At 49.1% G+C, this 25,604-nt stretch carries 23 protein-coding genes and 2 tRNA genes; 8 read left to right on the top strand and 17 right to left on the bottom strand.

What is annotated here, in order from left to right:
* Window positions 1–920: 16S rRNA (cytosine(1402)-N(4))-methyltransferase RsmH (rsmH, locus tag HMPREF2696_RS05085; RefSeq protein WP_070588054.1), on the bottom strand; the 920-nt coding region annotated here is incomplete at its 3' end.
* Window positions 917–1,372 carry a division/cell wall cluster transcriptional repressor MraZ gene (gene mraZ / locus HMPREF2696_RS05080; protein WP_039861849.1) on the bottom strand — a complete coding sequence of 152 codons (456 nt, stop codon included), beginning with the start codon at window positions 1,370–1,372 and terminating at the stop codon, window positions 917–919. The genes mraZ and rsmH, both read right to left, overlap by 4 nt.
* A 402-nt stretch (window positions 1,373–1,774) precedes the next feature.
* Between mraZ and HMPREF2696_RS05075 the strand changes: the two genes are divergently transcribed.
* The 3 genes from HMPREF2696_RS05075 to HMPREF2696_RS05065 all read left to right on the top strand — a co-directional run bounded on the left by HMPREF2696_RS05075 (window position 1,775) and on the right by HMPREF2696_RS05065 (window position 3,191).
* A complete protein-coding gene (locus tag HMPREF2696_RS05075; RefSeq protein WP_070587998.1) occupies window positions 1,775–2,926 on the top strand; it encodes a class I SAM-dependent methyltransferase in 1,152 nt (383 codons plus the stop codon).
* Window positions 2,927–3,032: 106 nt separating this feature from the next.
* Window positions 3,033–3,109, top strand: a tRNA-Met gene (locus tag HMPREF2696_RS05070).
* A 6-nt stretch (window positions 3,110–3,115) separates the two neighbouring features.
* Window positions 3,116–3,191 (top strand) — tRNA-Ala (locus HMPREF2696_RS05065).
* Between the two features lie 140 nt (window positions 3,192–3,331).
* Here the strand turns inward: HMPREF2696_RS05065 and HMPREF2696_RS05060 are convergent.
* The 6 genes from HMPREF2696_RS05060 to HMPREF2696_RS05035 form a co-directional block, all read right to left on the bottom strand.
* Window positions 3,332–3,736, bottom strand: coding sequence for a ClpXP protease specificity-enhancing factor (locus HMPREF2696_RS05060; RefSeq protein WP_070587997.1), 405 nt, complete (start codon window positions 3,734–3,736; stop codon window positions 3,332–3,334).
* 11 nt (window positions 3,737–3,747) lie between these two features.
* A complete protein-coding gene (locus HMPREF2696_RS05055; protein ID WP_039861850.1) occupies window positions 3,748–4,353 on the bottom strand; it encodes a glutathione S-transferase N-terminal domain-containing protein in 606 nt (201 codons plus the stop codon).
* Window positions 4,354–4,567: 214 nt separating this feature from the next.
* Window positions 4,568–5,353 carry a cytochrome c1 gene (locus tag HMPREF2696_RS05050; RefSeq protein ID WP_199900956.1) on the bottom strand — a complete coding sequence of 262 codons (786 nt, stop codon included), beginning with the start codon at window positions 5,351–5,353 and terminating at the stop codon, window positions 4,568–4,570.
* Window positions 5,354–5,367: 14 nt separating this feature from the next.
* The gene (locus HMPREF2696_RS05045; RefSeq protein WP_003681866.1) at window positions 5,368–6,717 is read right to left on the bottom strand and encodes a cytochrome b; all 1,350 of its coding nucleotides are present in this window, start codon (window positions 6,715–6,717) and stop codon (window positions 5,368–5,370) included.
* Between the two features lie 18 nt (window positions 6,718–6,735).
* Complete coding sequence (petA, locus tag HMPREF2696_RS05040) at window positions 6,736–7,317, bottom strand: ubiquinol-cytochrome c reductase iron-sulfur subunit (protein ID WP_049335346.1); 582 nt, start codon at window positions 7,315–7,317, stop codon at window positions 6,736–6,738.
* A 123-nt stretch (window positions 7,318–7,440) separates the two neighbouring features.
* A complete protein-coding gene (locus HMPREF2696_RS05035; protein WP_070587994.1) occupies window positions 7,441–8,190 on the bottom strand; it encodes a Nif3-like dinuclear metal center hexameric protein in 750 nt (249 codons plus the stop codon).
* A 175-nt stretch (window positions 8,191–8,365) separates the two neighbouring features.
* Between HMPREF2696_RS05035 and HMPREF2696_RS05030 the strand changes: the two genes are divergently transcribed.
* Window positions 8,366–9,292 carry a LysR family transcriptional regulator gene (locus HMPREF2696_RS05030; RefSeq protein WP_003748251.1) on the top strand — a complete coding sequence of 309 codons (927 nt, stop codon included), beginning with the start codon at window positions 8,366–8,368 and terminating at the stop codon, window positions 9,290–9,292.
* Between the two features lie 75 nt (window positions 9,293–9,367).
* On the opposite strand, the gene HMPREF2696_RS05025 is transcribed toward HMPREF2696_RS05030, so the two are convergent.
* From HMPREF2696_RS05025 to HMPREF2696_RS05005, 5 genes are all read right to left on the bottom strand, one after another.
* Window positions 9,368–10,018 carry a TIGR01621 family pseudouridine synthase gene (locus HMPREF2696_RS05025; RefSeq protein WP_070587992.1) on the bottom strand — a complete coding sequence of 217 codons (651 nt, stop codon included), beginning with the start codon at window positions 10,016–10,018 and terminating at the stop codon, window positions 9,368–9,370.
* Between the two features lies 1 nt (window position 10,019).
* Window positions 10,020–10,598 (bottom strand): TMEM165/GDT1 family protein, encoded by a 579-nt coding sequence (locus tag HMPREF2696_RS05020; RefSeq protein WP_004518907.1) that lies wholly within the window; start codon window positions 10,596–10,598, stop codon window positions 10,020–10,022.
* A 283-nt stretch (window positions 10,599–10,881) separates the two neighbouring features.
* The gene (locus tag HMPREF2696_RS05015) at window positions 10,882–11,352 is read right to left on the bottom strand and encodes an antibiotic biosynthesis monooxygenase family protein (protein WP_070587990.1); all 471 of its coding nucleotides are present in this window, start codon (window positions 11,350–11,352) and stop codon (window positions 10,882–10,884) included.
* Window positions 11,353–11,391: 39 nt separating this feature from the next.
* Window positions 11,392–11,829, bottom strand: a complete 438-nt coding sequence (locus HMPREF2696_RS05010) for a cytochrome b (protein WP_070587989.1) — start codon at window positions 11,827–11,829, stop codon at window positions 11,392–11,394.
* A 23-nt stretch (window positions 11,830–11,852) separates the two neighbouring features.
* Window positions 11,853–12,308 (bottom strand): hypothetical protein, encoded by a 456-nt coding sequence (locus HMPREF2696_RS05005; protein WP_070587988.1) that lies wholly within the window; start codon window positions 12,306–12,308, stop codon window positions 11,853–11,855.
* A gap of 188 nt (window positions 12,309–12,496) precedes the next feature.
* Here HMPREF2696_RS05005 and HMPREF2696_RS05000 point away from each other — a divergent pair, with 188 nt between their 5' ends.
* Window positions 12,497–12,901, top strand: coding sequence for a MarR family winged helix-turn-helix transcriptional regulator (locus HMPREF2696_RS05000; RefSeq protein ID WP_049332004.1), 405 nt, complete (start codon window positions 12,497–12,499; stop codon window positions 12,899–12,901).
* Between the two features lie 65 nt (window positions 12,902–12,966).
* On the opposite strand, the gene dnaJ is transcribed toward HMPREF2696_RS05000, so the two are convergent.
* Entirely contained in the window at window positions 12,967–14,136 is a 1,170-nt protein-coding gene (dnaJ, locus tag HMPREF2696_RS04995; protein ID WP_070587986.1) for a molecular chaperone DnaJ, read from the bottom strand.
* 468 nt (window positions 14,137–14,604) lie between these two features.
* Here dnaJ and leuS point away from each other — a divergent pair, with 468 nt between their 5' ends.
* Window positions 14,605–17,235 carry a leucine--tRNA ligase gene (leuS, locus tag HMPREF2696_RS04990; protein WP_070587984.1) on the top strand — a complete coding sequence of 877 codons (2,631 nt, stop codon included), beginning with the start codon at window positions 14,605–14,607 and terminating at the stop codon, window positions 17,233–17,235.
* A gap of 276 nt (window positions 17,236–17,511) precedes the next feature.
* Here the strand turns inward: leuS and HMPREF2696_RS04985 are convergent, their stop codons facing one another.
* From HMPREF2696_RS04985 to HMPREF2696_RS04975, 3 genes are all read right to left on the bottom strand, one after another.
* Window positions 17,512–18,801, bottom strand: coding sequence for a ferredoxin reductase family protein (locus tag HMPREF2696_RS04985; protein ID WP_004518917.1), 1,290 nt, complete (start codon window positions 18,799–18,801; stop codon window positions 17,512–17,514).
* 521 nt (window positions 18,802–19,322) lie between these two features.
* Window positions 19,323–21,938 carry a bifunctional acetaldehyde-CoA/alcohol dehydrogenase gene (gene adhE, locus HMPREF2696_RS04980; protein ID WP_070587983.1) on the bottom strand — a complete coding sequence of 872 codons (2,616 nt, stop codon included), beginning with the start codon at window positions 21,936–21,938 and terminating at the stop codon, window positions 19,323–19,325.
* 316 nt (window positions 21,939–22,254) lie between these two features.
* A complete protein-coding gene (locus HMPREF2696_RS04975) occupies window positions 22,255–23,574 on the bottom strand; it encodes an MFS transporter (RefSeq protein ID WP_070587981.1) in 1,320 nt (439 codons plus the stop codon).
* 350 nt (window positions 23,575–23,924) lie between these two features.
* Here HMPREF2696_RS04975 and HMPREF2696_RS04970 point away from each other — a divergent pair, with 350 nt between their 5' ends.
* Both HMPREF2696_RS04970 and HMPREF2696_RS04965 read left to right on the top strand, forming a co-directional pair.
* The gene (locus HMPREF2696_RS04970) at window positions 23,925–25,298 is read left to right on the top strand and encodes a Na+/H+ antiporter family protein (RefSeq protein ID WP_070587979.1); all 1,374 of its coding nucleotides are present in this window, start codon (window positions 23,925–23,927) and stop codon (window positions 25,296–25,298) included.
* 1 nt (window position 25,299) lies between these two features.
* Complete coding sequence (locus tag HMPREF2696_RS04965) at window positions 25,300–25,527, top strand: SlyX family protein (RefSeq protein ID WP_004518924.1); 228 nt, start codon at window positions 25,300–25,302, stop codon at window positions 25,525–25,527.
* Window positions 25,528–25,604 lie beyond the last annotated feature (77 nt).

The following is a 25,604-nucleotide window of genomic DNA, read 5'->3' as shown; positions in this document are numbered from 1 at the left end:
CGCAAAACTGCACTGCGCGCACGCGGATTGGTTTCAGTCTCTGTCGAACCCGGTTTGATTGCTTTGCCCACAGCCTTCAAAGGCGGTTGAGGCAAATCCGCTTCCTTGACCACCGCCCAACGGGGCAAAGGCGCATGTTGCGAATATTTTTTAATAAACTGCTTCACAATTCTGTCTTCCAGCGAATGGAACGCAATGACGGCCAAGCGTCCACCCTCTTTCAGACGGCCTGCAACCTGCGGCAAAACTGCCTCTACCTCTTCGAGCTCGCGGTTAATAAAGATGCGAACTGCTTGGAAGGTGCGCGTAGCAGGGTCTTGTCCGCGCTCACGAGTACGGACGTTTTGCGCCACAAGCTGCGCCAGCTTGCGGGTTGTATCGATGGGACTCTCCTCGCGTTGCGCAACAATGGCGCGCGCAATCTGGCGACTAAACCGCTCTTCACCATAATTCTTAATTACCTCGTGTAAATCCTGTTCGGATGCGGTTGCAATCCATTCTGCCGCAGACATCCCGCGAGTCGGATCCATCCGCATATCCAACGGCGCATCAAAGCGGAAACTGAATCCGCGGCTGCCATCGTCAATTTGCGGCGACGAAATCCCCAAATCAAAAAGCGCACCGTCAATCTTATCGATGCCCAATTCATCCAAGGCCGTCTGAAATGTTTCAAAACCATTGTGTACGACACTGACACGTTTATCTTGCACCGCCAGCTCATTGGCTACCGCAATCGCCTCAGGGTCTTTGTCAAAAACAACCAAACGACCCTGCTTGCCCAAACGCGACAAAATCAGCCGGGAATGCCCTCCCCTGCCGAACGTACCGTCCACATAAATCCCATCTTCACGGATTGCCAACGCATCCACCGCCTCATGCAACAAGACAGTAACATGCTGATAATTTTCAACTTTACTCACAATTGCAAATCCGTTTGACTCAATTGGAAAGCCAATTCATCAGGATCGATATCCAAAGCCTGATTCATTTCCTCTTCCCAATGTTCGCGGCCCCACAACTCCATACGGTTTGCACGGCCAACCAAAGTAACTTCTTTTTCAAAATCTACGCGTTTGCGCAGATTGGCCGGAATCAAAACGCGTCCGGCGCTATCCCACTCCAAAATCTCCGCATTGTGCAGCAGCAAATTCTGATACCGTTGCAAAGCTTCATTGCCGGCCACTTTCAACTTCAAAATCTGCTCGGCTTTTTCTTCCCAAACGGGCTCGGGGTACATCAATAATTTTTTTCGGGAATCCAGTGTGACCACAATTGCAGGCGTATAACGGCGCAGCAAAATATCGCGGAATTTGGCAGGAATAGCCAACCGCCCTTTACTGTCCATACTCAATTCATGAGCACCGCCAAACACATTACACCCCAAATTCGATTAAAATAAAACTAGAGTGGGATTAAAAATCCCACCTTCCTAAAATATTTCGTCTTCACTTCTACGGAACACTTTTTAGGAAAAAGTAACCACTTTCACCCACTATGCCCCACCAACCGACACTATAAGAAATTTTGGCAATCAGGTCAAATCAACCCTTTATCTGAAATGAAACACTAAACACTTAAAATTCAATAGCTTATATATACAAAAATGCATGACAAATTAATATGCTAGCCATTTTATATGGCATAAAACACCATATCTAGTATTGTTTATGTTTTTAAAATACTACATATAGTATTTTTACACCAGATTACCACCCCTCTCACAAGGGGCTATAATATACAAACAAATTCAAATTTTTTACATTATCTAACAGTCATGAAGCCACAACTCCCCCTTCCTTCCACTGATACACAAGCCTCTTCAGCACACCTGACGAAGCTCATAAAAAACGAAATTGAACAATATCAAAACTGGATACCCTTCTCCCGTTTTATGGAGCTTACCCTTTACACACCTCAATACGGTTATTACAGCGGAGGCAGCCATAAAATCGGTACGGATGGCGACTTCATCACTGCCCCTACCCTTTCTCCCTTATTCGGACAAACCCTTGCCAAACAACTTGACGAATTACTGCCGCAAACAGCAGGCAATATCTATGAATTTGGTGCAGGTACAGGTCATCTCGCTACCACACTCTTGCAAAACTTTTCAGACGGCCTGAATCATTACTATATTATCGAGCTATCGGCAGAGCTTGCAGAGAGACAACGCCAATATATTCTTGAACATACTTCCCCTGAAGCAGCCGCCAAAGTCATCCACCTTACCGCATTACCTGAACACTTTGATGGCATTATCATCGGCAACGAAGTATTGGATGCCATGCCGGTTGAACGCTTAATTTATCAAGATGCAGGGTTTCAACAAATTGGCGTCAGTTTAGAGAATGACGAGCTAATCGAAGCCATCAGACCATTGGCCCAAGCCGAACTGATACAAACAGCCTCCTTGTACTTCCCTCCCCTCCCTTCATACACAAGCGAGCTGCATCCGACACAATATGCCTTTATCCAAACCCTGGCCGCCAAATTGCAGCGCGGCGGCATGATATTTATCGATTACGGCTTCGATGCCGCTCAGTATTACCACCCGCAACGTAAAGAAGGCACATTTATCGGCCACTATCGCCATCACACTATCCACGACCCATTTTTCAATATCGGCCTGACCGATTTGACTGCACACGTCAATTTCACCGATATTGCACGCGCTGGCACGGAAGCAGGTTTGGACTTAATCGGCTACCTGCCCCAATCCTATTTCCTGCTCAATCTCGGCATCACCGATTTGCTGGCACAAATCGGCAGCCCAGATTCAGTTGAATACATCCAAGCAGCCGCCGCAGTACAGAAACTGATACATCAGCACGAAATGGGCGAACTTTTTAAAGTGATCGCTTTTGGCAAAAACATCGATATCGACTGGGTAGGCTTCGGCCACGGCGATATTTGCCATAAACTATAGTCTGACAACCTACTTTTTATTTTTTAAAAACAATAAGAAATAAAAAAAACCAAAATTAGCGCTTGCCAAATATTCAAAAAAAACTATAATAGCGACTTCACGAAACGGCGAATTAGCTCAGTCGGTTAGAGCAGAGGAATCATAATCCTTGTGTCCGGGGTTCGAATCCCTGATTCGCCACCAAATTTCGGGGGTATAGCTCAGTTGGTAGAGCGCTTGCATGGCATGCAAGAGGTCAGCGGTTCGATCCCGCTTACCTCCACCACTAAACAAAAAAGCTCTTGTTAAACGCAAGAGCTTTTTTGTTTGGCTTAATTAATAACTGATTGCTCATTAATTTTGCCATTTCAATACCCAATCAATAAAGGCCGTCTGAAACATTTCAGACGGCCTTTTATCTTTTAATTACTTCACAAGCTTCAATACTTTTTTCGGTTTTTCTTCCGTAGATTCAGCTTTTTTATCTTCGGCCACTGCAGCTTCGATAGAAGCAGGCTGATATGGTTCTACTTCAAACCCCATACCCTCTCCACTTTCGCGGCCAAATATACTGACAATATGACCGACCGGAATCCAAATCTCGTGCGCTACGCCGGAAAAGCGTGCAGAAAAATTGACCCACTCGTTGTCGATATTCAAGTTATGGCTGGCAGTAGGGCCAATATTTAAAACAATCTCATTGTCGCGTACATACTGCATCGGCACACGGGTATGTTCATTTACCCAAGCCACAATGTGCGGTGTTTGGTTATTATCCAAACACCATTCATACAAAGCACGCAATAAATACGGTTTGGTTGAAGTTGCCATAGATCCGTCCTTTAACGACGCATGGCTTTTTCAGCCGGCGTTAATGCTTCAATAAAGGCTTCGCGTTGGAAAATACGCTCGGCGTACTTCAGCAAAGGCGCAGCAGATTTACCCAGTTTGATATCGTAATAGTCCAAACGCCATAACAATGGAGACAAGGCAACATCAATCATAGAGAAGTCGTCGCCCAAGATGTATTTGTTTTTAGTAAAAGACGGTGCCAACAGTGTCAAACCATTGCCAATGGCTTCACGCGCTTTAGCTTGTTCTTTATTGGTAGATTCAGGGTTTTCCAACACTTGCACCAAGCTGAACAATTCTTTTTCCATACGGTACAGCACCAAACGGCCGCGACCGCGCATAACAGGATCACCCGGCATCAATTGAGGATGAGGGAAACGCTCGTCAATGTATTCGTTGATAATGTTTGATTCGTGCAAAATCAGATCACGCTCAACCAAGACCGGTACTTGGTTATACGGATTCATCAAAGCCAAGTCTTCAGGTTTATTGAACACGTCCACATCTTTGATTTCAAAATCCATACCTTTTTCATACAACACAAAACGGCAACGTTGGCTGAATGGACAAGTAATACCCGAATACAAAGTCATCATAATCTTCTACTCCTGATCAATCTTTTCAGACGGCCTTAAGCCTTATAAAAATTCAGACAGAATTATATATAATTTCAAACACTTAATCCAGAAATTTCATATATCACATTGTTTATATTAAGTAATTTTAAAATTTACATTATTTCCGCATAAACCAATTTCACAAACAAAAAAGGCAAACCTGAAACAGGTTTGCCTTTTTGATTCAAAAGAATTAATGAACGTCTTTCCAGAATTCTTTTTTCAGGAAGTACGCCAATGGCAACATTACGGCGAACAGGAATGTCAAAACCATGTAACCGATACGGTGGCGTTGCAATTGAGCAGGCTCACCCATGTATACCAGGTAGTTTACCAAATCGCGCACATAAGCATCGTACTCTTTTTGGATTACTTTACCGTTAGGCAGACGACGGCTGTGCAGACCGGTAGATTCCCAATACAGTTTAGGAGTCAGGTTGCCATGCTCGTCTTTAATCATAACGGGCTGACCTTTGGCATCCAACTCAACGGCTTGAACACCTTGTTGCTCCCACAATGGGTGAGGCATACTTGCGCCGGCCAAAACTGTATTGTTCCAACCGTTCGGACGAGTTGGGTCTTTATAGAAACCGCGCATATAAGCGTACAGGTAGTCTGCACCTTTAGAACGAGCAATCAGGGTCAAATCCGGCGGAGGCGCACCCAACCATTTGGAGGCATCTTTCGGATCCATTGCCGCTACCATTACGTCACCAACGTTGTCTGTTGTGAACATCAGGTTTTTCTTGATTTCATCTTCAGTCAAACCAATATCTTTCAGACGGTTGAAGCGCATACCGCTTGCAGAGTGGCAAGACAAACAGTAGTTTGTAAAGATTTGCGCACCGTGCTGCAGACTAACTTGGTCACGCAGGTCGATATCGACTTTTTCGTAGTGTCCGCCGCCGCTAGCGACGGCTGCACTCATAGGCACTGCCAGCAATAAGGCAGCAAACCAGTTTTTCAGAGTTTGTTTCATTTTCGCTGCCCTCATCAGATATTGGTTGCAAACAAGTAAGCACCAACAACGGTAATACCGACGTAAACAAAGAACATAATTTTTTGTTTAGTAGTGCTCATGGTTACGCGTTCAGGAACTGGTTTGTTGGTATCCAGTTTGGTATAGAACGGCATACCCAAGAAGAATGCAAAGTAGACGAAAGACAGGATACGTGCAACCAAAGTACGAGTATCAGTTGCTACCATTGCACCCAAAATACCCAAACCGATGAAGGCAATGATGAACAGAACCAACGCAGTTTTGAAGATTGGGCCGCGATAGCGGACAGATTTAACCTCGCCTTTATCCAACCAAGGCAACAAGGCGATCAGGACAACTGCTGCACCCATACCGATTACACCCCATACCTGAGTACCGGCAAAGGAAGGAATCGCACGCAAAATTGCGTAGAACGGAGTGAAGTACCATACCGGCGCAATGTGAGGAGGTGTTTTCAGCGCATTTGCTGCATCGAAGTTTGGTGCTTCCAAGAAGTAGCCGCCGCCTTCAGGTGCAAAGAACAACACAGAACAGAAGACAATCAGGAATACAACAACACCCAAGATGTCTTTAACGGTGTAGTAAGGATGGAATGGAATACCATCGCGTGGAATACCGTTTTCGTCTTTGTTTTTCTTGATTTCAACGCCATCAGGGTTGTTAGAACCCACTTCGTGCAGGGCGATGATGTGAGCCACAACCAAGCCGAGCAATACTAGAGGTACTGCGATAACGTGCAGGGCGAAGAAGCGGTTCAGAGTAACGTCGGAAACGTTGAAGTCACCGCGGATCCAAGTGGACAAATCAGGACCGATAACAGGGATGGCGGAGAACAGGTTAATAATTACCTGCGCACCCCAGAAGGACATTTGACCCCAAGGCAACAGGTAACCCATAAAGGCTTCTGCCATCAATGCCAAGAAAATCAGGGAACCGAAAATCCACACCAATTCACGAGGTTTTTTGTACGATCCGTAAATCAGACCACGGAACATGTGCAGATAAACGACGATGAAGAAGAAAGATGCGCCGGTGGAGTGCATGTAGCGGATAATCCAGCCGCCGGACACGTCGCGCATGATGTACTCTACTGCGGTAAAGGCAGCAGGTAGATGGTAGGCGTTAAGGTTGCCGTCCGGTTTGTAGTTCATGGTCAGAAAAATACCGCTGACGATTTGAATTACAAGGACAAGCAGGGCCAAAGAGCCGAAGTAATACCAGAAGTTGAAGTTCTTCGGCGCATAGTATTGAGCCAAATGCTCATTCCACATTTTAGACAGAGGGAAGCGAGCGTCCATCCAGCCTAACAATGCTTTTGCTTTGCTATTGGTTTGGTTTGCCATAATTATCGTTCCTTATTTTTAGTCTTCGCCCACCAAAACAGTCGTATCGCTCAGATATTTGTAAGGCGGTACAACCAAATTGGTCGGTGCAGGAACACCTTTGTATACGCGGCCTGCCATGTCGAATTTCGAACCGTGGCAAGGGCAGAAGAAACCGCCTTTCCAGTCTGCACCCAAATCCGCAGGGGCAACGTCGGGACGGTAAGTCGGAGAGCAACCCAGGTGGGTACAGATACCGATAGCGACGAGGAGGTTCGGCTTGATCGAACGGTGCTCGTTTTTAGCGTATTCCGGTTGCTGATCCACTTCGGAATTAGGGTCTGTAACTGCACCATCCAAACTTTTCAAGTCTTTGAGCTGTTGATCTGTGCGGTTGACCAGCCAAATCGGTTTACCCTGCCATTCGGCAGTCAGCATTTGGCCTGCTTCGATTTTGCTGACATCCACTTCGACAGCAGCACCGGCAGCCTTAGCTTTCTCCGATGGGAAGAAGCTTGCCACGAAAGGCGTAGCTACGCCTAGAGCCGCCACACCGCCTGCACCGCAAGTAGCCAGTGTCAGAAAACGGCGGCGACCGTTGTTGATTTCTTGATTATCCATTATTCAGTCGTCCTAAAATTTTGGGAATACCGAGCCATTAAACAGCGTAATTCTACCTAGTTTGTTGTAATACTCAAAGCATTATTTAAAATAAGGTAAAGTTTTTATGATATTGCTCAATACTCAGGCAGGGTTGTTTTCATCAAAGTGAACCACTTCAATACCGAATTTTTCTGCCACAGCATCGCCTAAGGCGCGGACGCCGTAACGTTCTGTCGCGTGGTGGCCTGCGCTGATAAATGCCACACTCGTTTCATTGGCAAGATGATATTGCGCTTCCGAAATCTCACCGGTCAGATACGCATCGACACCTTCGTCTACGGCTGTCTGAAAAAATCCCTGCGCACCGCCGCTACACCAGGCAATGCGTTTGATTTCGCGTTCAAGATCGCCGATAACGGTCGGCTTGCGGCCGAATACCGCCTCGATGCGTTCAGACAACTGCGCCAATGTTTGCGTAGTTTTCAGACGGCCTGTATTCAACAGGTTTTGCTCGCCGAATTGTTTTTCGAGCACCCAATCGAGTTTCTCGGCCAACTGTGCGTTATTGCCTAATTGCGGGTGCGCATCCAGCGGCAGGTGGTAGCCTGCCATATTGATTTGGTGTTGCAGCAAGGTTTCAATGCGTGCTTTTTTCCAACCGGTAATCGTGACAGGCTCGCTTTTCCAAAACATACCGTGGTGAACCAAAAGCAGATCCGCCCCCTGCTCTACGGCAAAATCGATTGCAGCTTTGCTGGCGGTAACCGAAGTGGCGATTTTGGCAATTTCTCCTTTGCCTTCGACCTGCAAACCGTTGGGTGCATAGTCCTTAAACAGCCCGACCTGCAATGTCTCATCGCACCAAGCCAGAATTTCACGGCGTAAAGCCATATTCCGCTCCTTATATCTATCTTCAAAAACAGCTTCGCATTCTAACCGCAAAATCTGTTTATGCCTCAAATTCTTACATTCCGATTTCAGCAATCATTCCCAACATTAATCATTTGCACATCATCATGAATTATTTTAATATACACCACCTTACCCACAGGCCGTCTGAAAACACATGGACTCTATTATCGAATTGCGTCATCTCAAAACCTTGCTGGCTTTAGAAGAAACCGGCAGCGTTTCCCTTGCCGCCAAACGGGTTTTCCTGACCCAATCCGCCCTGTCGCACCAAATCCGCGCCTTGGAAAATTATTACGAAACGCCGTTGTTTGAACGTAAATCCACACCTTTGCGCTTCACTCCGGCCGGTATGCGCCTGTTGCAACTGGCGCGTGAGCTGTTGCCGCAGGTTGCCGCCGCCGAACGTGATCTGGTGCGGATTATTGAAGGCGAAGCCGGCGAACTCAGGCTTGCCGTCGAATGCCACACCTGCTTTGACTGGCTGATGCCTGCCATGGGCGAGTTCCGCCCCTTATGGCCGCAAGTTGAATTAGACATCGTTTCCGGTTTCCAAGCCGATCCGGTCGGGCTGCTGCTGCAACACCGCGCCGACCTTGCCATCGTTTCCGAAGCCGAGCCGCTCAACGGCATCAGCTACCGCCCTCTGTTTGCCTATGAAATGGTCGGCATCTGCGCAGAAGATCACCCGCTTGCCGACAAAGACGTTTGGGAAGCGGAAGACTTTATCGACGAAACCTTAATTACTTATCCCGTCCCCGACGAGATGCTGGATTTGCCCAAAAAAGTGCTGCTGCCCAAAGGCATTAATCCGCCGCGCCGCCACAGCGAGCTGACCATTGCCATTATCCAGCTGGTTGCCAGCAAACGCGGCATCGCTGCCCTGCCCTATTGGACGGTCATGCCGTATCTGGAAAAAGGCTACGTCGTCCACCGCAAAATCACTTCAGACGGCCTGCAAAGCAAACTTTATGCAGCCATTCGTACGGAAGATGCCAACAAAGGCTATCTGGACAACTTCTGCCAAATTACGCACGACCGCTGTTTTGCCGACTTGCCGGGCTTGAGCGAATTGGAAATGTAAACTTGAAACAATCAAAAGGCCGTCTGAACAATTTTCAGACGGCCTTTTTTAATATACACAAAAATCTCACTGCTTCTATTCGGATTCATCCGAACCCAAACACGCCGACAAATCGATTTCAGACGGCCATGTTTTATCAGGCGCAACCCGAATATCGAAATGCTCGCCGCGATAGTCGAAAACCAAACGCCAAGCGTGCAAAAACAGATATCCCGCCTCATCGCCGCCATACAGCGTATCGCCCAAAATCGGACTGCCTATGCTTTTCATGGCCACGCGCAGCTGATGGGTTTTGCCTGTAAACGGTTGCAACACAAACAGGCGCAAACCGGGCTTCAGGCTTTGGCTGCTGAAACGGGTAACGGCAAAATTATCCTCGTCTCGCGTCAGCTTCCATGTACCGCGGCGCGAACGCACCATACCGCCTTTCACCCAGCCCTGCTTTTTCGCCGGCTTGTGCGTACCGAGTGCCAAATAAGTTTTACGCATGGTTTTTTCGGCAAACTGCGCCGACAAAGCGGCCGCGCTGTCTCGGTTGAGCGCAAGCAGCAACAGGCCGCTGGTGGCTTTGTCCAAACGGTGAACCAGCCACACGCGTTCAACGCCGAGCTGCTGCGCCAGCGAAGCGGTCAGGCAAACATCTCCTTCCGATTCGCTGTGCACCGATACGCCGCAAGGCTTATTAATGACCACAAAATCTTTGTGTTCAAAAACAATGTCCCACATTTCAGACGGCCTTCAACACGATACCGTCGCCAAGCAGGGTCAAAATACCCAGCAGGCAGAACAAGATACATGCGGCAATGCGCACTGCTTTGGCCGGAATCTTGCGCATCAGCATTTCGCCCAAATACACGGCAGGCACAGAAGCAATCATCAAACCGGCAATACTGCCGACCACGACCAGCAGGATAGATTGGTATTTTGCTGCCAAAAGAACTGTTGCAATCTGCGTTTTATCGCCGATTTCCGCCAAGAAAAACAGGACGACCGTCGCCGTAAATGCGCCGTATTTCAACCATTTGCCATCAGGGTCTTCGTCTTTATCCGGCAACAGCAGCCATAATCCAACCGCAATAAAACTGCCGCCAACCACCCATTTCATGACTTCGGGCGAAATAGCGGATGCCAGCCAGACACCGAGTGCGGCTGAAACAAGATGGTTCAACAGGGTTGCAATAAAAATACCGGCAACAATCGCGTTTTTGTGGGCAAAACGTGCAGCCAAAAAGAGCGCCAGCAATTGCGTCTTATCGCCGATTTCGGCAATGGCAACGCCCAGCGTCGAGGAGAAAAAAGCTTCCATGATTTAAGATACTCAACCGAAAAGCGGGCAAACAAAAAGCGCTGTGCATACCGCCCGCAAGGGTATGGACAACGCTTACGTCTTGCCTGTCTTCCGATAAAGCAGAGAAGATACCGCTGCCACGGCCACACAAGCCGATTATGTTGACAACGGTTTCGGCATTGCGCCGAATGGCTACTCCCGTAAGAGTGAAGCGCAGATTTTACGGCAAACAAAAGTTTGAAGCAAGAAAAACAAAAGGCCGTCTGAAACCTGATTCAAGTAGGTTTCAGACGGCCTGCGATTACTTGCCGCATACTTCAAATTTACGGCCGAATCCTTTGCCATTGTATCTGCCAAAACCATGCGGCATATCGTTTTCAATCACTTTAAACAAACCCGGGCTGGCTGCAACCCCTTCAGGCATATTATCCGGCAGGGCCTGACGCATCTTGGCAGTAGCGGCTTTAAAATCTTCCATATTGCGCCAACGGGCTACGTTGACCAAATGATATTTACCGTTTGGATCTATATTTTGGTGCAGGCGCGTAGCTATATAGCCTGGCTGGGTTTTCAAAAAATCACGCGCTTTTTGCCAAGAAGCCAAAGCTTCGGCTTCTTTACCCTGCGGCACTTCAAAAGTATTAATGAGGACAACACTGTTTTGAAAGGCTTCACATTTTTCCTGCCACTGTTTGGCATTTGCAGTACAACCGACAGCGACAAAGGCAGTGACGGCAATGGCAATCAGAGCTGTTTTTTTACGGATATTCATATGGATAGTTCCTTATAGGTTTAAATTGATGTGAGATATTTAAGCTCTTCCGAACATTCGGGGCATTACGGATTCGCCTTTGATGTAGTGGTAAACGACCATGCCGATATGTCCCAGAGACAAGAACAGCAACGAAAATGCCAGTGTTCCGTGAATCTGTCCTTCCTGAGTAATTTGTCTCATAACACCTGTGACTGGAACGACAAGCATCAGGAGATACATTGCCCAATGTCCAAATTTGGCAACCATACTGCCAACTGGTCGATTGCTGGACTGGCGGATTGCCCGCATCACACGCCAAGCAGACAATATCAGCAGAAGAAAGCCAACCGCCTTATGAGGATTAGTCAAAAACTTCAGACTTTCATCCATATTCCAAGCAATGGCGGTTGCAAACATAAACAGATAGCAGGCCGCCATAGTCCAATGCAGAAAGCGGGTTGTAGTGCCGTAACGTTGCGGAATATCAGGTTTCATGATGTTTTCTCTTAAATTAACAATTAAATGGATTTCAATTTGGGTTTACGGATAGAAAATCCGTCTTTCATGCTCAGTCCCAACAGCATCAGATTAGCCATACCGGCAATCAGTTCTACGATTTGAACGATATAAAACACGCTGTCAAACTGTCCGGCAGAAGCGCGGTTATTCAAGAAAAAGGCACAAGGCAGCAAAATCAGCATTCCGTTGGCAGCGATAAACGGCATGCGTCGGCGTTTCGCGGCAATCGCAGCATGTTTGCTTTTGCCGCCCATTTTCATGCCTGTTGCGCCTGCGGTTGCCATGCAGGCAATCAACCCGAACAGCGCATAAACAATGGTTTGCTTCACGGCGGCGACGGTTTCGTGCGAGCCGAAGAGTTCGCTGAACACGGTGCTGCTCCAAAACGAAGCGATGAATAAAAATGCGCCCACCCCTGCGGCGGCGTGGATTTTGCGTAAAGTATTGCGGTTCATTATGGTTTCCTTGAACATTTAAGAGAGGTCGTCTGAAAGCATTTAAATAGCAAGCTATCGAGTTGAAATAAGTATAGCGTGCTATGAATTAAGATAGCAAGCTATATTTGTGATATGATCCGCAATAATCTGATTTTAAAGGAAACAAAGTGAACGAAGTTTTCAAAACTGAATCGGCAGGCTATTTGATGAACCATATTGCCCGCCAATTTGCCATTTTATTGAGCGAAGGCTTAAAACCACTGGGGATTGCGCCTGCACAATTTCCAATTTTGATCGAGCTATGGAATAAAGACGGCTTGAGCCAACAGGAATTAGTTGAGCGTGCCGATTTGAAGCAGGCAACGATTGCCAACACTCTGGCACGGATGGAGCGAGACGGATTGATTACACGGGAGCCTAATCCTGAAGATGCACGCAGCCGTTTGATTATGCTGACAGAACACGCGCGTGCTTTACAATCAAGCTCCACCGAAATTGCCAAAGCCATCAACCAAGAATCCTTGGCTGATCTGTCTGCAGACGAGCAGAAACTGTTTTTGGAAATGGCACAGAAAATTATATTGAAACAACAAAAGATGATAAAAGTCTGAAAAATATAAAAAAGGCCGTCTGAAACTCAATGTAAACAGGTTTCAGACGGCCTTTTTCACAGCGATTAATTATCGGAGAACAAATCGCCTACTTTTTCGCCTACTTTTTCCCAAAACGATTTTTTGCGCGGGGTTTGGCTGAGATTGAGGCCGGAGGAGATTTTTTCAAATTCTTCCAGCAACTCTTTCTGACGGTCGGTCAGGTTAACCGGTGTTTCAACCAAAATGTGGCAGTACAAATCGCCGGTCGAGCTAGAACGCAGAGACTTGATGCCTTTGCCTTTCACGCGCATACGGCGGCCGGTTTGCGTTTCTTTCGGAATGTGCAGTTTGACTTTGCCGTCCAAAGTCGGCACTTCGACTTCACCGCCCAATGCGGCAATGGCAAAGCTGATCGGCAGTTCACAATGCAGGTCTAAGCCGTTGCGCTCGAAGATTTTGTGCTGTCTTACGCGGACATTGACGTACAAATCGCCTGCCGGCGCGCCGTGTTGACCCGGCTCGCCCTCGCCGCTCAAACGGATGCGTTGACCGTCGTCGATGCCTGCCGGAATGTTGACTTCAACCGTTTTGCTGGTTTTGGTGCGGCCTTCGCCACGGCATTTGACGCAAGGATCTTTGATTTCTTTGCCTGTACCGTGACAAGTCGGACAAGTCTGCTGCATTTGGAAAATGGCTTGGCGGACGTGTACCGTACCTGAGCCGTGACAGGTCGAACAAGTCGATGCGGATGTGCCCGGTTTGGCACCTGAGCCGTGGCAGACATCACATTCTTCATAAGTCGGAATGTTGATGCGTTTTTTCACGCCTTTGGCGGCTTCTTCAAGCGAAATCTCTATGCCGACCTGCAAGTCTGCGCCGCTGTAATCCGGCTGACGGCCGCCTGAGCTGCCGCTACCGCCGAACATTTGGCTGAAAATATCGGAAAAATCGAAGCCTTGCGCACCACCGAATCCGCCTTGGCCGCCAAAACCGCCAAAGCCACCGAATCCGCCCGCACCTGCGCCCTGTTCGAACGCGGCATGGCCGTATTGGTCGTACATGGTACGTTTTTCCTTGTCAGACAAGGTGTCGTAAGCTTTTTGGACTTCTTTAAATTTTTCTTCCGCTTCTTTGTTGTCAGGGTTGCGGTCGGGATGGTATTTCATTGCCAGCTTGCGGTAGGCTTTTTTGATTTCATCGTCGCTAGCGCTGCGGGCAACACCAAGGGTTTCGTAATAATCTTGGGTACTCATAGTTTGATAGTGTTTTGAATAAATTTGAACTGGGTCGGATATGTGGGCGGAAGGTAAAAAACTCAAGTCGATATTTTTAAGGCCGGCTGAAAATTTTGTTTCAGACAGCCTCCCTCGCCTTGTCAAAACATGATAATGGCCTTAAAGTGAAAGAATATTTGACCCTATACCGCTGTTTTATATTAGAAAGATTTTCTTCCTTGATAAAAAAGTTGCTTCCTTTTTATGCCTGATGCTGATGGCGGCCGTTGCCAGACTTACCGTTAACCGTTTCATATCTAGGCCGTCTGAAACCCTGTTTTCAGACGGCCTTTTGATTGTTTGCGTTCTTCCATGTCAAAACAAACGGGAAACAACAATGCCAAAGCGGTTTGACATGATGTTACGACACAAGCAATCCGCTTCTGAATCCGCTATAATCTGCGTTTGATTTTATTTTCCAACGCCTTTTGTACAAAGCGAAACATCATGCAAGAACATTACCAACCCGCCGCCATCGAGCCTGCGGCGCAGAAAAAATGGGATGACGAGCGTATTTTCAACGTCTCCGAAGACGCTTCCAAACCCAAATACTACTGCCTCTCCATGTTCCCCTACCCCAGCGGCAAGCTGCACATGGGGCATGTGCGCAACTACACCATCGGCGACGTATTGAGCCGCTTCAAACGCTTAAACGGCTTCAACGTCATGCAGCCTATGGGTTGGGACGCGTTCGGCATGCCGGCGGAAAACGCGGCGATGAAAAACAACGTCGCCCCCGCCGCTTGGACGTACGACAACATCGAATACATGAAAACCCAGCTCAAAAGCCTGGGTTTTGCGATTGACTGGGAGCGCGAAGTCGCTACCTGCAAACCCGAATACTACCGCTGGGAACAATGGCTGTTTACCAAGCTGTTTGAAAAAGGCATCGTCTATCGCAAAAACGGCACGGTGAACTGGGACCCGGTCGACCAAACCGTATTGGCCAACGAGCAAGTTATCGATGGACGCGGCTGGCGTTCGGGCGCGTTGATTGAAAAACGCGAAATCCCGATGTATTACTTCAAAATCACGGATTACGCCGAAGAGCTGCTCAACGATTTGGACAAGCTGGAACACTGGCCGGAACAAGTCAAAACCATGCAGCGCAACTGGATCGGCAAATCTCGCGGTATGACCGTGCGCTTCGCCGTTTCAGACGACAGCAAACAAGGCTTGGAAGGCGATTACGCGAAATTCCTGCAAGTTTATACCACCCGTCCCGACACGCTGATGGGCGCGACTTATGTTGCCGTTGCCGCCGAGCATCCGCTGGCAACCGCCGCAGCCGCCGACAAACCCGAATTGCAGGCATTTATCGCCGAATGCAAAGCCGGTTCGGTTGCCGAAGCCGATATGGCGACGATGGAGAAAAAAGGCGTGCCGACCGGCCGCTATGTCGTCAATCCGCTTAACGGCGACAAGCTGGAAGTGTGGATTGCCAACTATGTATTGTGGGGTTACGGCGACGGCGCGGTGATGGCTGTTCCGGCGCACGACGAACGCGATTTCGAGTTTGCCACCAAATACAATCTGCCGAAAAAACAAGTCATTGCCGTCGGCGACAACGCATTCGACGCAAACCAATGGCAAGAATGGTACGGCGACAAAGAAAACGGCGTATTGGTCAACAGCGGCGACTTGGACGGCATGAATTTTCAGATGGCCTTTGACGCCATCACCGCCAAGCTGCAAAGCCAAGACGCTGGCGAACCGAAAACCCAATACCGCCTGCGCGACTGGGGTATTTCACGCCAACGCTACTGGGGCTGCCCGATTCCCATCGTCCATTGCGAAAAATGCGGTGACGTACCCGTCCCAGCCGACCAACTGCCCGTCGTTTTACCCGAAAACGTCGTACCCGACGGCATGGGTTCGCCGCTGGCAAAAATGCCCGAGTTTTACGAAACCACCTGCCCATGCTGCGGCGGCGCGGCAAAACGCGAAACCGACACCATGGACACCTTCATGGAATCGAGCTGGTATTTCTTCCGCTACATGTCTCCTCAATTCGCAGAAGGCATGGTATCGGCAGAAGCCGCGAAATACTGGGGCTCGGTTGACCAATACATCGGCGGTATCGAACACGCGATTCTGCACCTCCTGTACGCGCGCTTCTTCACCAAACTGATGCGCGACGAAGGCTTGGTCAATGTTGACGAACCGTTCGAACGCCTGCTCACGCAAGGTATGGTCGTCTGCGAAACCTACTACCGCGAAAACGCCAACGGCAGCAAAGACTGGATCAACCCTGCCGATGTCGAGCTGACTTTCGACGACAAAGGCCGCCCTGTTTCCGCTGTTCTGAAAGCCGACGGCCTGCCTGTCGTCATCAGCGGCACGGAAAAAATGTCCAAATCCAAAAACAACGGCGTCGATCCGCAAGAGCTGATTAACGCCTACGGCGCGGATACCGCCCGCCTGTTCATGATGTTCGCCGCACCACCCGAACAGTCCCTCGAATGGAGCGACAGCGGCGTCGAAGGCGCACACCGCTTCCTGCGCCGTCTGTGGCGTACTGTTTACGAATACCTGAAACAAGGCGGCGCGGTCAAAGCGTTTGCAGGCAGCCAAGATGGTTTGTCTAAAGAACTCAAAGACCTACGCCACAAACTGCACGCCACCACCGCCAAAGTCAGCGATGACTACGGCCGCCGCCAGCAGTTCAACACCGCCATCGCCGCCGTGATGGAACTGCTCAACCAATACGACAAAACCGACACCGGCAGCGAACAAGGCCGCGCCGTTGCCCAAGAAGTATTGGAAGCCGCCGTACGCCTGCTGTGGCCGATTGTGCCGCACATCTGCGAAACCCTGTGGAGCGAATTGAACGGCGCGAAACTGTGGGAAGCAGGCTGGCCGACAGTCGATGAAGCCGCTTTGGTCAAATCCGAAATCGAAGTGATGGTTCAAGTCAACGGCAAACTGCGCGGCAAAATCACCGTTGCCGCCGACGCATCCAAAGCCGACCTCGAAGCCGCCGCCCTTGCCAACGAAGGCGCAGTGAAATTCATGGAAGGTAAACCTGCGAAGAAAATCATCGTCGTACCCGGACGCTTGGTGAATATCGTCGTCTAAACCGCTTTTAAGGTTTAGCCATACGGATAAAGGCCATCTGAAACTTGGAAACAGGTTTTCAGACGGCCTTTTATTTTTAAAACCGTTATTTCCTTGAATTGTAAGGTTTACCATTAAATTAAAGTTATGAAGATATTTTTTGAACCATCGTATTCAAATGAAGACCTTAGCTTTGATAAAAACTAAGGTTTAGACGAATAAAGAAAGGCTGAGACCTTTGCAAAAAAGCCCTTCCCACGACAGCCTAAATCCAAACAAAGGTCTCATCAGGTTCATTTAGCGGAATTCAAACAGCTCTTGATGCAATGAGCGTGTCTTAAGTTTTCCTGCAATACTGTTTGTAAAGCTACGACTACCACAAAGCCATAGACTGCGGGTTTCACTATTCTGAACGCTTTGTACAATATGATCAGCTGATAATCTTTGGGTTTCAGAAGGAATATAGTGGAATGTAACATTCGCTTGTTGAGCCAAATCTTTCCATTGGTTGATTATTTCTGCAGATAAATTTCTATCGGCATGGAACCAGTCAATTTGTTGATTGGATGGTTGTTTGGCTAATTCTTTGAGCCTTGCAAGGAAAGGCGTAAAACCAATACCGTTACTCACCCAAATTTGTTCATTTTTATCTGAAAAATTGAAGCGGCCATATGCACCATCAATTTTAACGGTATCACCGATGTTCAAACGTTGAGACAGACGATGGGTGTAGTCGCCCAAGTCTTTGATGATAAGATTGATTTGTTGATTTTCAGGATTCCAGTTTGAAGCGATGGTAAATGGGTGGCTTTCTCCATGTGCACGTAAAAAGAGGAATTGACCGGCTTGGTGTCCCTGCCATTTTGGCGCATTCAGGGTAAGTGAAAGCAGGGAGCCGTTTTGGTTCATGGCAGTTACTGTTGCGGTTTGCGGTTTACCAATGCGTTTAAAGAGGGCGAGGAGGGAACAAATACTACCGAAGAATAGGGCGGTAGCCAGCAACCAGCCAAGTGGCTGAGCCCAGTAAGCAAAGTTTGCCAATACGATGGTGTGCCATACGAGTGCAATATAGACAGGGACAATTAAGATGTGAAGTTTGGCAAACCAACGGTAGGGAATAAGTTTGATCAGTGCGATAACCAATAAGACGACTGCAACGTAAAAAGCAATCTCACCCACTTCTTCAGCAAAATGGCGCTGGGTAACTAACCAATCTTTTAAAGTCAAGACTTCCTGCATCGGTGGGCGCGGTGGCTTTTTGCCGTCAAACAGACCGAGCTTTACCAGCCATTTGGGGAATTGCTTACTGATCCAATGCAGGATACTGCCTGAAAGGGCAATGATGCCCAACCATTTATGCAGGCGGTACATTTTATCCAATCCGCCAAATAGTCCTTCCAACATTTTGGGACGTACTGCAAGAATCATACAAGCACTCATGGCCAGTATGCTGATGCTGCCGGTGAACTGTAATAATAGGTTACGTACGGGAAATACGCCCCACTTGTCTGGAAATGGCGTGGCAAACAGCCATAAAGCGGATATGCCGACTAAAAAGGCAAATAAGGTAAATTTAATATTTTTCATGGTAGTGTTCTTTGTGAAATTAAAATATAAAACAGTTGGTGCTTGTTTTAACAGGACTAAGTATATCTTGGAAAAATTAGGCCAAAATTATCGATAAAGTGCTTCCTGTATTCATTGTTAGGGCTTAAAACGCCAATGTTGGTATGCTCAGCCTTTCTTGTCGTTGATAGTTTAAAGTGGAACATTATTTAATAAATTCCACCACTTCGCGTTTTTGGGTGAGGCTCTTACTTGCGATAGCCAAATGCTGCCATCACACTTAACTTAAATTCTTGGGGATCAAACAAGCCTTTTTCTGCCAATAATGTATCCATTTTGGCATGAGGGAAACCTTCAACAGTGGGAAGCGGTCGATGTGTTTGGCAATCATGGCTTGGGCAGTTTACTGGAAGAAAGTACTCATGAGAAATCCCCTAAATGTCTTGGTGGAAATTTAGGGGATTTTGGGGAATTTTGCAAAGGTCTCAGGCCGTCTGAAACCCTATATTCAGGTTTCAGACGGCCTTTTTAACTACCCTATTTTATTCGCCGTAGTAGGCTTTGGTCAGGATTTCTTCCATATCGGCCACCATCGCGAGGCGTGGGTTGGCCGGGGTGCATTGGTCTTCAAAAGACATCATGGCCAGCTCTTTTCTGCCATCGAGGAAGGTTTTCTCATCGATGCCCTGCTCTTTCAACGACATTTTGATGCCGACGTTGACCGCCAGTTCGTGGCAGGCGCGGGCGAAGGATTCTACGCCTTCTGCCGGTGTGCTGCATGGCAGGCCTAAGGTACGGGCGATTTCCTGATATTTCAGGTCGGCTTTGTAGTAGTTGTACTTCGGCCAAGTGGCGGTTTTCTGCGGACGCGTGCCGTTGTAGCGGATGACGTGCGGCAGCAGGATGGCGTTGGCGCGGCCGTGCGGAACGTGATATTTGCCGCCGATTTTGTGTGCCATCGAGTGGTTGATGCCCAAAAACGCATTGGCAAACGCCATGCCTGCGATGGTGGAGGCGTTGTGCATATGCTCGCGCGCTTCTGGATCGGCCGCACCGTGTTTGTAAGAGCGTTCGAGGTATTGGAACACGAGCTTGATGGCTTGCAGGGCAAGGCCGTCTGTAAAGTCGTTCGCCAGTACGGAAACGTACGCTTCTACGGCGTGGGTCAGTACGTCCAAACCGGTATCGGCGGTTACGCCTGCCGGAACGGTCATGGTAAACGCAGGATCGACAATCGAAATGGTCGGTGTCAGCGAGTAGTCGGCAATCGGATATTTTTTGTCGCCGTCGCTGATGACGGTAAACGGTGTTACTTCGGAGCCTGTACCCGACGTGGTAGGGATGCCGATAAATTTGGCTTTGCGGCCCAATTCAGGGAAGCGGAACGCGCGTTTGCGGATGTCCATGAATTTTTGTACCAAGTCTTCAAAATCGACTTGCGGCTGCTCGTAGAAGAGCCACATGGCTTTGGCCGCGTCCATTGGCGAGCCGCCGCCCAGTGCGATAATGGTGTCCGGTTGGAAGCTGCGCATCAAATCCGTGCCTTTATAGACGGTTTGGACGCTCGGATCGGCTTCGACATCGGTAAACAGCTGGATGGTCACTTTGTTTTTGCGTTGATGCAGTTGGTGGGTGATTTTATCGACAAAGCCCAGATCAACCATCGAACGGTCGGTCACAATCATGACTTTTTCGCAGTCTTTCATGTCTTGCAGATATTGGATGGAATCGCGTTCAAAATAGATTTTGGCGGGCACTTTGAACCATTGCATGTTGTTTCTCCGACGGCCTACTTTTTTGATGTTTAACAGATTGACTGCGCTGACGTTGCCGCCGACGGCGTTTTTACCGTAAGAGCCGCAACCAAGGGTCAGAGAAGGCAGGAAGGCGTTGTACACGTCGCCGATGCCGCCGAAGGTGGAAGGCGAATTCCAAATCACGCGCAGGGCTTTGACGCGGGAGCCGAACGTTTTGACCAATTCTTCATCGGCGGTATGAATGGCGGCAGAGTGTCCCAAGCCGTCAAAGGCAACCATTTCTTCGGCGAACTTCAAACCTTGTTCGGTCGAATCCGCCTTAATCATGGCCAAAACAGGTGAAAGTTTTTCGCGGGTCAGCGGCTCGTTCGGGCCGACTTCGCGACATTCGGCGATGATGATGTTGGTTTTTTCAGGCACTTTAAACCCGGCCTGTTCGGCAATCCATGCCGCCGGTTTGCCCACGACGGCGGAATTAAGTTTTGCTCCGCCACAGCTGGCGCAATTCGCCGTTACGCCGAAGATAAACTCTTCGAGCATGGCTTTTTCTTTTTTATTGGCAAAGTACACGCCGTAAGATTTGAACTCTTCGGCCAACTCTTTGTAAATCTCTTTATCGGCAATCACCGCCTGCTCGCTGGCGCACACCATGCCGTTGTCGAAAGATTTCGACATCACAATATCGTGTGCCACCTGTTTGATGTCCGCCGTTTTTTCAACATAAGCAGGTACGTTGCCAGCCCCGACGCCGAGCGCAGGTTTGCCGCAAGAGTACGCGGCTTCCACCATCGCATTGCCGCCGGTCGCCAAAATCGTTGCCACGCCCGGATGCTTCATTAGCGCGGAAGTGCCTTCCATAGACGGCTTTTCAATCCACTGGATACAGTTTTCCGGCGCACCGGCCGCAATCGCCGCATCGCGCACAATACGCGCGGCATGGGCGGAACACTGCTGGGCGGACGGGTGGAACGAGAAAATAATCGGATTGCGGGTTTTCAGCGCAATCAGGGATTTGAAAATGGTGGTGGAGGTTGGATTGGTCGTCGGCACAATACCGCAAACCACGCCGACCGGATCGGCAATTTCCGTAATACCGGTTACATCGTTTTCGCTGATGACGCCCACGGTTTTCAAATCGCGCAGGCGGCGCACGACGTTTTCGCAGGCAAACAGGTTTTTCGTCGCCTTATCCTCAAACACGCCGCGTCCTGTTTCTTCTACCGCGTGCATGGCGAGTACACCATGTTTGTCCAGCGCGGCGATAGAGGCTTTGGCAACAATAAAATCAATCTGCTCCTGATCCAGCTTAAGAAACTCATCCAACGCCCGTAAACCCTTTTCAACCAGGCTGTTTACCTCGGCTACGGCTGGGCTGACGACGTTGTCGGCTGATGCGTTCATGGTGTATCTCCTTAATAAAAGGTGGCAATAAGGTCAATAAATTTTCACTACGATAACTATAGGTAATTTAGTTACATTTTGCTTTGACCTACATCACAAACCATGATTGAACTTTTCAGACGGCCATTTTATCGTTTATTCATTTTAATTCTTTGAAGTATAATATTTTTATCTACACAAAAACAAAGACGGTTATTCTTCGTCGCTTTCCTCGATAATTAAGATAAAAACAGAAAATCGATGTATTAAAATTACAAACACAAATGAAAAAGGCCGTCTGAAAATATTTTTCAGACGGCCTTTTCATGTCTATCTTTTATTGGCTGATGTCTTCCAGCGTACGGCCTTTGGTTTCCTCACCCAATACCAAGATTACCGCCACAATCAGCAGCATAACCAGCGCAAACATCATAAAGATATTGCCGAAGCCGCCGCTGTTGCCCACCATCGCCGCCACTACCATGGGCGCGAGTATGCCGCCGACGCGCCCGATGGCGCCTGCCCAGCCGGATGCGAAAGCACGGAAGCGCAAGGGGTAGAGTTCGGGGGTGTAGGTGTACAAAACGCCCCATGCACCCAAGTTGAAGAAGGACATCAGGCTGCCCCAGATCATGACTTCGGCCGCAGTTGTGCTTTGCCCGAAAAACCATGCGCACACGGCGCAAGCAGCCAAAAAGCCTGCCAGCGTTGCTTTGCGGCCGATTCTTTCCACCAAAGCCGCGGCGGCTATATAGCCGGGCAGTTGCGCAACAATCATCACCAGCACATATTCAAAAGTTTTGACCACGGTATTGCCCTGCTCGACCAGCAGTTTGGGCAACCAAGTGAAAATGCCGTAATACGAAAACACGATGCCGAACCAAACCAGCCACAGCATCAGCGTGCGCCGTGCAAACGGATGTTGCCAAAGTTGGATGAAGCGGATGCGTTCGCGCGGGGCGGCCGGTGCGGCAACAGCTTCTGCCGGCGGCGTGATGCCCGATTGAATTTCCAACTCAGATACCAAACGGTGCGCTTCGTTGGTTTTGCCGCGGGAAAGCAGGTAAGGCACGGATTCGGGAACGAATTTCAACACCAACGGCACATAAAACAGGGGCAAGGCACCGAATAAAAACGCGCTGTGCCAGCCGGTTTGCGGAATAAAGAAATAAGACACCAGCGCGGCTGAGAGCCAACCCAAGCCCCAGAAGCTTTCCAGCAACACAATAAAACGGCCGCGTACTTTCGGCGGCGCATATTCGCTGACCAGCGACACGGCGACGGGCAGCTGGCCGCCCAAGCCGACGCCGACAAAAAAGCGGCACACAAGCAAAACCGTCAAATCAGGTGCAATTGCGCACAAACCTGTGGCAATACTGTACACCACCATCGTACCGGCAAAAACGGTTTTCCGTCCGAACCTGTCCGCCAGCCAGCCGCTGAATACCGCGCCCAGAGCCATGCCGACAAAGGCAATGCTGACAATCCAGCCCAACTGCGCCGGAGCCAGCACCCAATCTTTGCCCAAAGCCGGCAATACAAACGACACCAAGCCTGTATCCATGGCGTCAAACAGCCAACCTATGCCGACCAGCACTAAAAGTTTGTAATGAAAGCGGGAGGGCGGCAGATTGTGCAGCCGCGTCAAAATATCCATAACTTCTTTCCTTTATTTGCGTATTATTGAATTGGATTTTATCAATAACTGCTTTAATTTCAGTGACAAACCTAATACCGAGACATTGTGTCGATTTTAACATTGGTACCCTATGCAAAGAATAGGAAGCGCGTGTTTTTTGGCTATTTTTTATCGCCAAAACTGCACGCCATATTAAAACGCTGAATAAGGGTTCACGGCAGGCCGTCTGAAACCGATGCTTCTGGTTTCAGACGGCCTGCCGTTTTTTGCAAAGGCTTCCTGCTTGGGTTATGATGTTTATTTGTAATATGTAAACAGACGATTGCCTGTTTTTACATAACGGGCCGTCTGAAACAACGGAGAACGATATGAATGCGGTTGTAATTGCGGTCATCATCATGCTGGCGCTGTCTTTATCGCGCGTGCATGTGGTGCTCAGCTTGGCTGTCGGCGCGTTTGTCGGCGGCTTGGTGGCCGGTATGCCTTTGGAGAATATAACCAACGCGGCCGGCGATGTGGTGCAGCAAGGGATTATTCCCGTTTTTAACGAAGGCCTGAAAGGCGGGGCGCAAATCGCGCTGTCTTATGCCATGCTCGGCGCGTTTGCCATGGCCATCACGCATTCCGGCCTGCCGCAACAGCTCGCCGGTGTGATTATCCGCAAGCTCAACGGCGGCGAAGACAATGCGAAAGGCGAAGGCGCGGTCAAATGGCTGCTGCTGGCGATTATTTTGTGCATGGGCGTGATGAGCCAAAACGTTGTGCCGATTCATATCGCGTTTATCCCGATGATTATTCCGCCGCTGCTGTTGGTGTTCAACCGTTTGAAACTCGACCGCCGCTTGGTGGCCTGCGTGATTACGTTTGGCTTGGTAACGACTTATATGTTCCTGCCTTACGGTTTCGGCGCCATCTTCTTGAACGACATCATGTTGGGCAATATCCGCTCGGCAGGCATGGACACCAGCGGCATCAATGTGATGCACGCAATGGCGATTCCGGCTTTGGGCATGGTTTCCGGCTTGCTTCTGGCCTTTTTGCACTACCGCAAACCACGCATTTATCAAAATAATACCACTGACACGGAAGACAACCGTGCAGCAGTGCAACAACAAGAGCCGTCAACCTATCGCAGCTTGGTGGCGGCCGTGGCGATTGCCGTGTGTTTTGCCATTCAGCTTTTGTATGATGGTTCGCTGGTGTTGGGCGCTATGTTGGGCTTTGCTGTGTTTATGATGTTGGGCGTGATGAACCGCTCTGCCGCCAGCGATGTCTTCGGCGAAGGCATCAAAATGATGGCGATGGTCGGCTTTATTATGATTGCGGCACAAGGTTTCGCCGCTGTAATGAACGCGACCGGCGACATTCAGCCTTTGGTCGAACGCAGCATGGCTTTGTTCGGCGGCAATAAAGGCATGGCCGCATTGACCATGTTGTGCGTCGGCTTGCTGGTGACCATGGGCATCGGCTCGTCTTTCTCCACCTTGCCGATTATTACCGCGATTTATGTGCCTTTGTGCATCAGCTTGGGCTTCTCCCCAATGGCTACCGTGGCCATTGTTGGCACGGCAGGCGCGCTGGGTGATGCAGGCTCCCCTGCTTCCGACTCAACGCTCGGCCCGACCATGGGTCTGAACGCCGACGGTCAGCACGACCACATCCGCGATTCGGTTATCCCGACTTTTATCCACTACAATATCCCGCTGATGGCTGCCGGTTGGATTGCCGCGATGGTGCTGTAATATGAGCGATATTCAGGAATTGGAACACCGCGTCACGGAGCTGGAAATTCAGACGGCTCTACAGGAAGATTTAATCGGCAGCCTGAACGACACCATCGCCAAGATGCAGCAGGCTTTGGATTTGCAGCAAGGCCAGTTGCGGCTTCTGTATCAACGGATGCAGGACAAAGGTGCAAACGGCGAACGCGAACCATACAGCCTGCGCGACGAGATTCCGCCGCATTATTGATCAACTGAAAAAGGGCGTGTTTGATACATGCCCTTTTCTTTCATAACAAAGGCCGTCTGAAAGTCAATCAAGCTTTC

Source organism: Neisseria sp. HMSC058F07 (genome assembly GCF_001810035.1).
GTDB classification, from domain to species: domain Bacteria; phylum Pseudomonadota; class Gammaproteobacteria; order Burkholderiales; family Neisseriaceae; genus Neisseria; species Neisseria perflava.
Note: the sequence above shows the minus strand (reverse complement) of the source record. Positions and strands in the feature narration are given on the sequence as shown.

Excerpts from the sequence above, each read along its gene's own strand:
- HMPREF2696_RS05030 (WP_003748251.1), top strand. The coding sequence starts at position 8,366 with ATGGACTCTATTATCGAATTGCGTCATCTCAAAACCTTGCTGGCTTTA.
- HMPREF2696_RS05045 (WP_003681866.1), bottom strand. The coding sequence starts at position 6,717 with ATGGCAAACCAAACCAATAGCAAAGCAAAAGCATTGTTAGGCTGGATG.
- HMPREF2696_RS05010 (WP_070587989.1), bottom strand. The coding sequence starts at position 11,829 with ATGAAACCTGATATTCCGCAACGTTACGGCACTACAACCCGCTTTCTG.
- HMPREF2696_RS05025 (WP_070587992.1), bottom strand. The coding sequence starts at position 10,018 with ATGTGGGACATTGTTTTTGAACACAAAGATTTTGTGGTCATTAATAAG.
- HMPREF2696_RS05060 (WP_070587997.1), bottom strand. The coding sequence starts at position 3,736 with ATGGCAACTTCAACCAAACCGTATTTATTGCGTGCTTTGTATGAATGG.
- HMPREF2696_RS04975 (WP_070587981.1), bottom strand. The coding sequence starts at position 23,574 with ATGGATATTTTGACGCGGCTGCACAATCTGCCGCCCTCCCGCTTTCAT.
- dnaJ (WP_070587986.1), bottom strand. The coding sequence starts at position 14,136 with ATGAGTACCCAAGATTATTACGAAACCCTTGGTGTTGCCCGCAGCGCT.
- HMPREF2696_RS05015 (WP_070587990.1), bottom strand. The coding sequence starts at position 11,352 with ATGAATATCCGTAAAAAAACAGCTCTGATTGCCATTGCCGTCACTGCC.
- HMPREF2696_RS05055 (WP_039861850.1), bottom strand. The coding sequence starts at position 4,353 with ATGATGACTTTGTATTCGGGTATTACTTGTCCATTCAGCCAACGTTGC.
- HMPREF2696_RS05075 (WP_070587998.1), top strand. The coding sequence starts at position 1,775 with ATGAAGCCACAACTCCCCCTTCCTTCCACTGATACACAAGCCTCTTCA.
- HMPREF2696_RS04985 (WP_004518917.1), bottom strand. The coding sequence starts at position 18,801 with ATGAAAAATATTAAATTTACCTTATTTGCCTTTTTAGTCGGCATATCC.
- HMPREF2696_RS05050 (WP_199900956.1), bottom strand. The coding sequence starts at position 5,353 with ATGAAACAAACTCTGAAAAACTGGTTTGCTGCCTTATTGCTGGCAGTG.
- HMPREF2696_RS04970 (WP_070587979.1), top strand. The coding sequence starts at position 23,925 with ATGAATGCGGTTGTAATTGCGGTCATCATCATGCTGGCGCTGTCTTTA.
- adhE (WP_070587983.1), bottom strand. The coding sequence starts at position 21,938 with ATGAACGCATCAGCCGACAACGTCGTCAGCCCAGCCGTAGCCGAGGTA.
- HMPREF2696_RS05020 (WP_004518907.1), bottom strand. The coding sequence starts at position 10,598 with ATGGAAGCTTTTTTCTCCTCGACGCTGGGCGTTGCCATTGCCGAAATC.
- HMPREF2696_RS05035 (WP_070587994.1), bottom strand. The coding sequence starts at position 8,190 with ATGGCTTTACGCCGTGAAATTCTGGCTTGGTGCGATGAGACATTGCAG.
- HMPREF2696_RS05000 (WP_049332004.1), top strand. The coding sequence starts at position 12,497 with ATGAACCATATTGCCCGCCAATTTGCCATTTTATTGAGCGAAGGCTTA.
- HMPREF2696_RS04965 (WP_004518924.1), top strand. The coding sequence starts at position 25,300 with ATGAGCGATATTCAGGAATTGGAACACCGCGTCACGGAGCTGGAAATT.
- leuS (WP_070587984.1), top strand. The coding sequence starts at position 14,605 with ATGCAAGAACATTACCAACCCGCCGCCATCGAGCCTGCGGCGCAGAAA.
- HMPREF2696_RS05005 (WP_070587988.1), bottom strand. The coding sequence starts at position 12,308 with ATGAACCGCAATACTTTACGCAAAATCCACGCCGCCGCAGGGGTGGGC.
- petA (WP_049335346.1), bottom strand. The coding sequence starts at position 7,317 with ATGGATAATCAAGAAATCAACAACGGTCGCCGCCGTTTTCTGACACTG.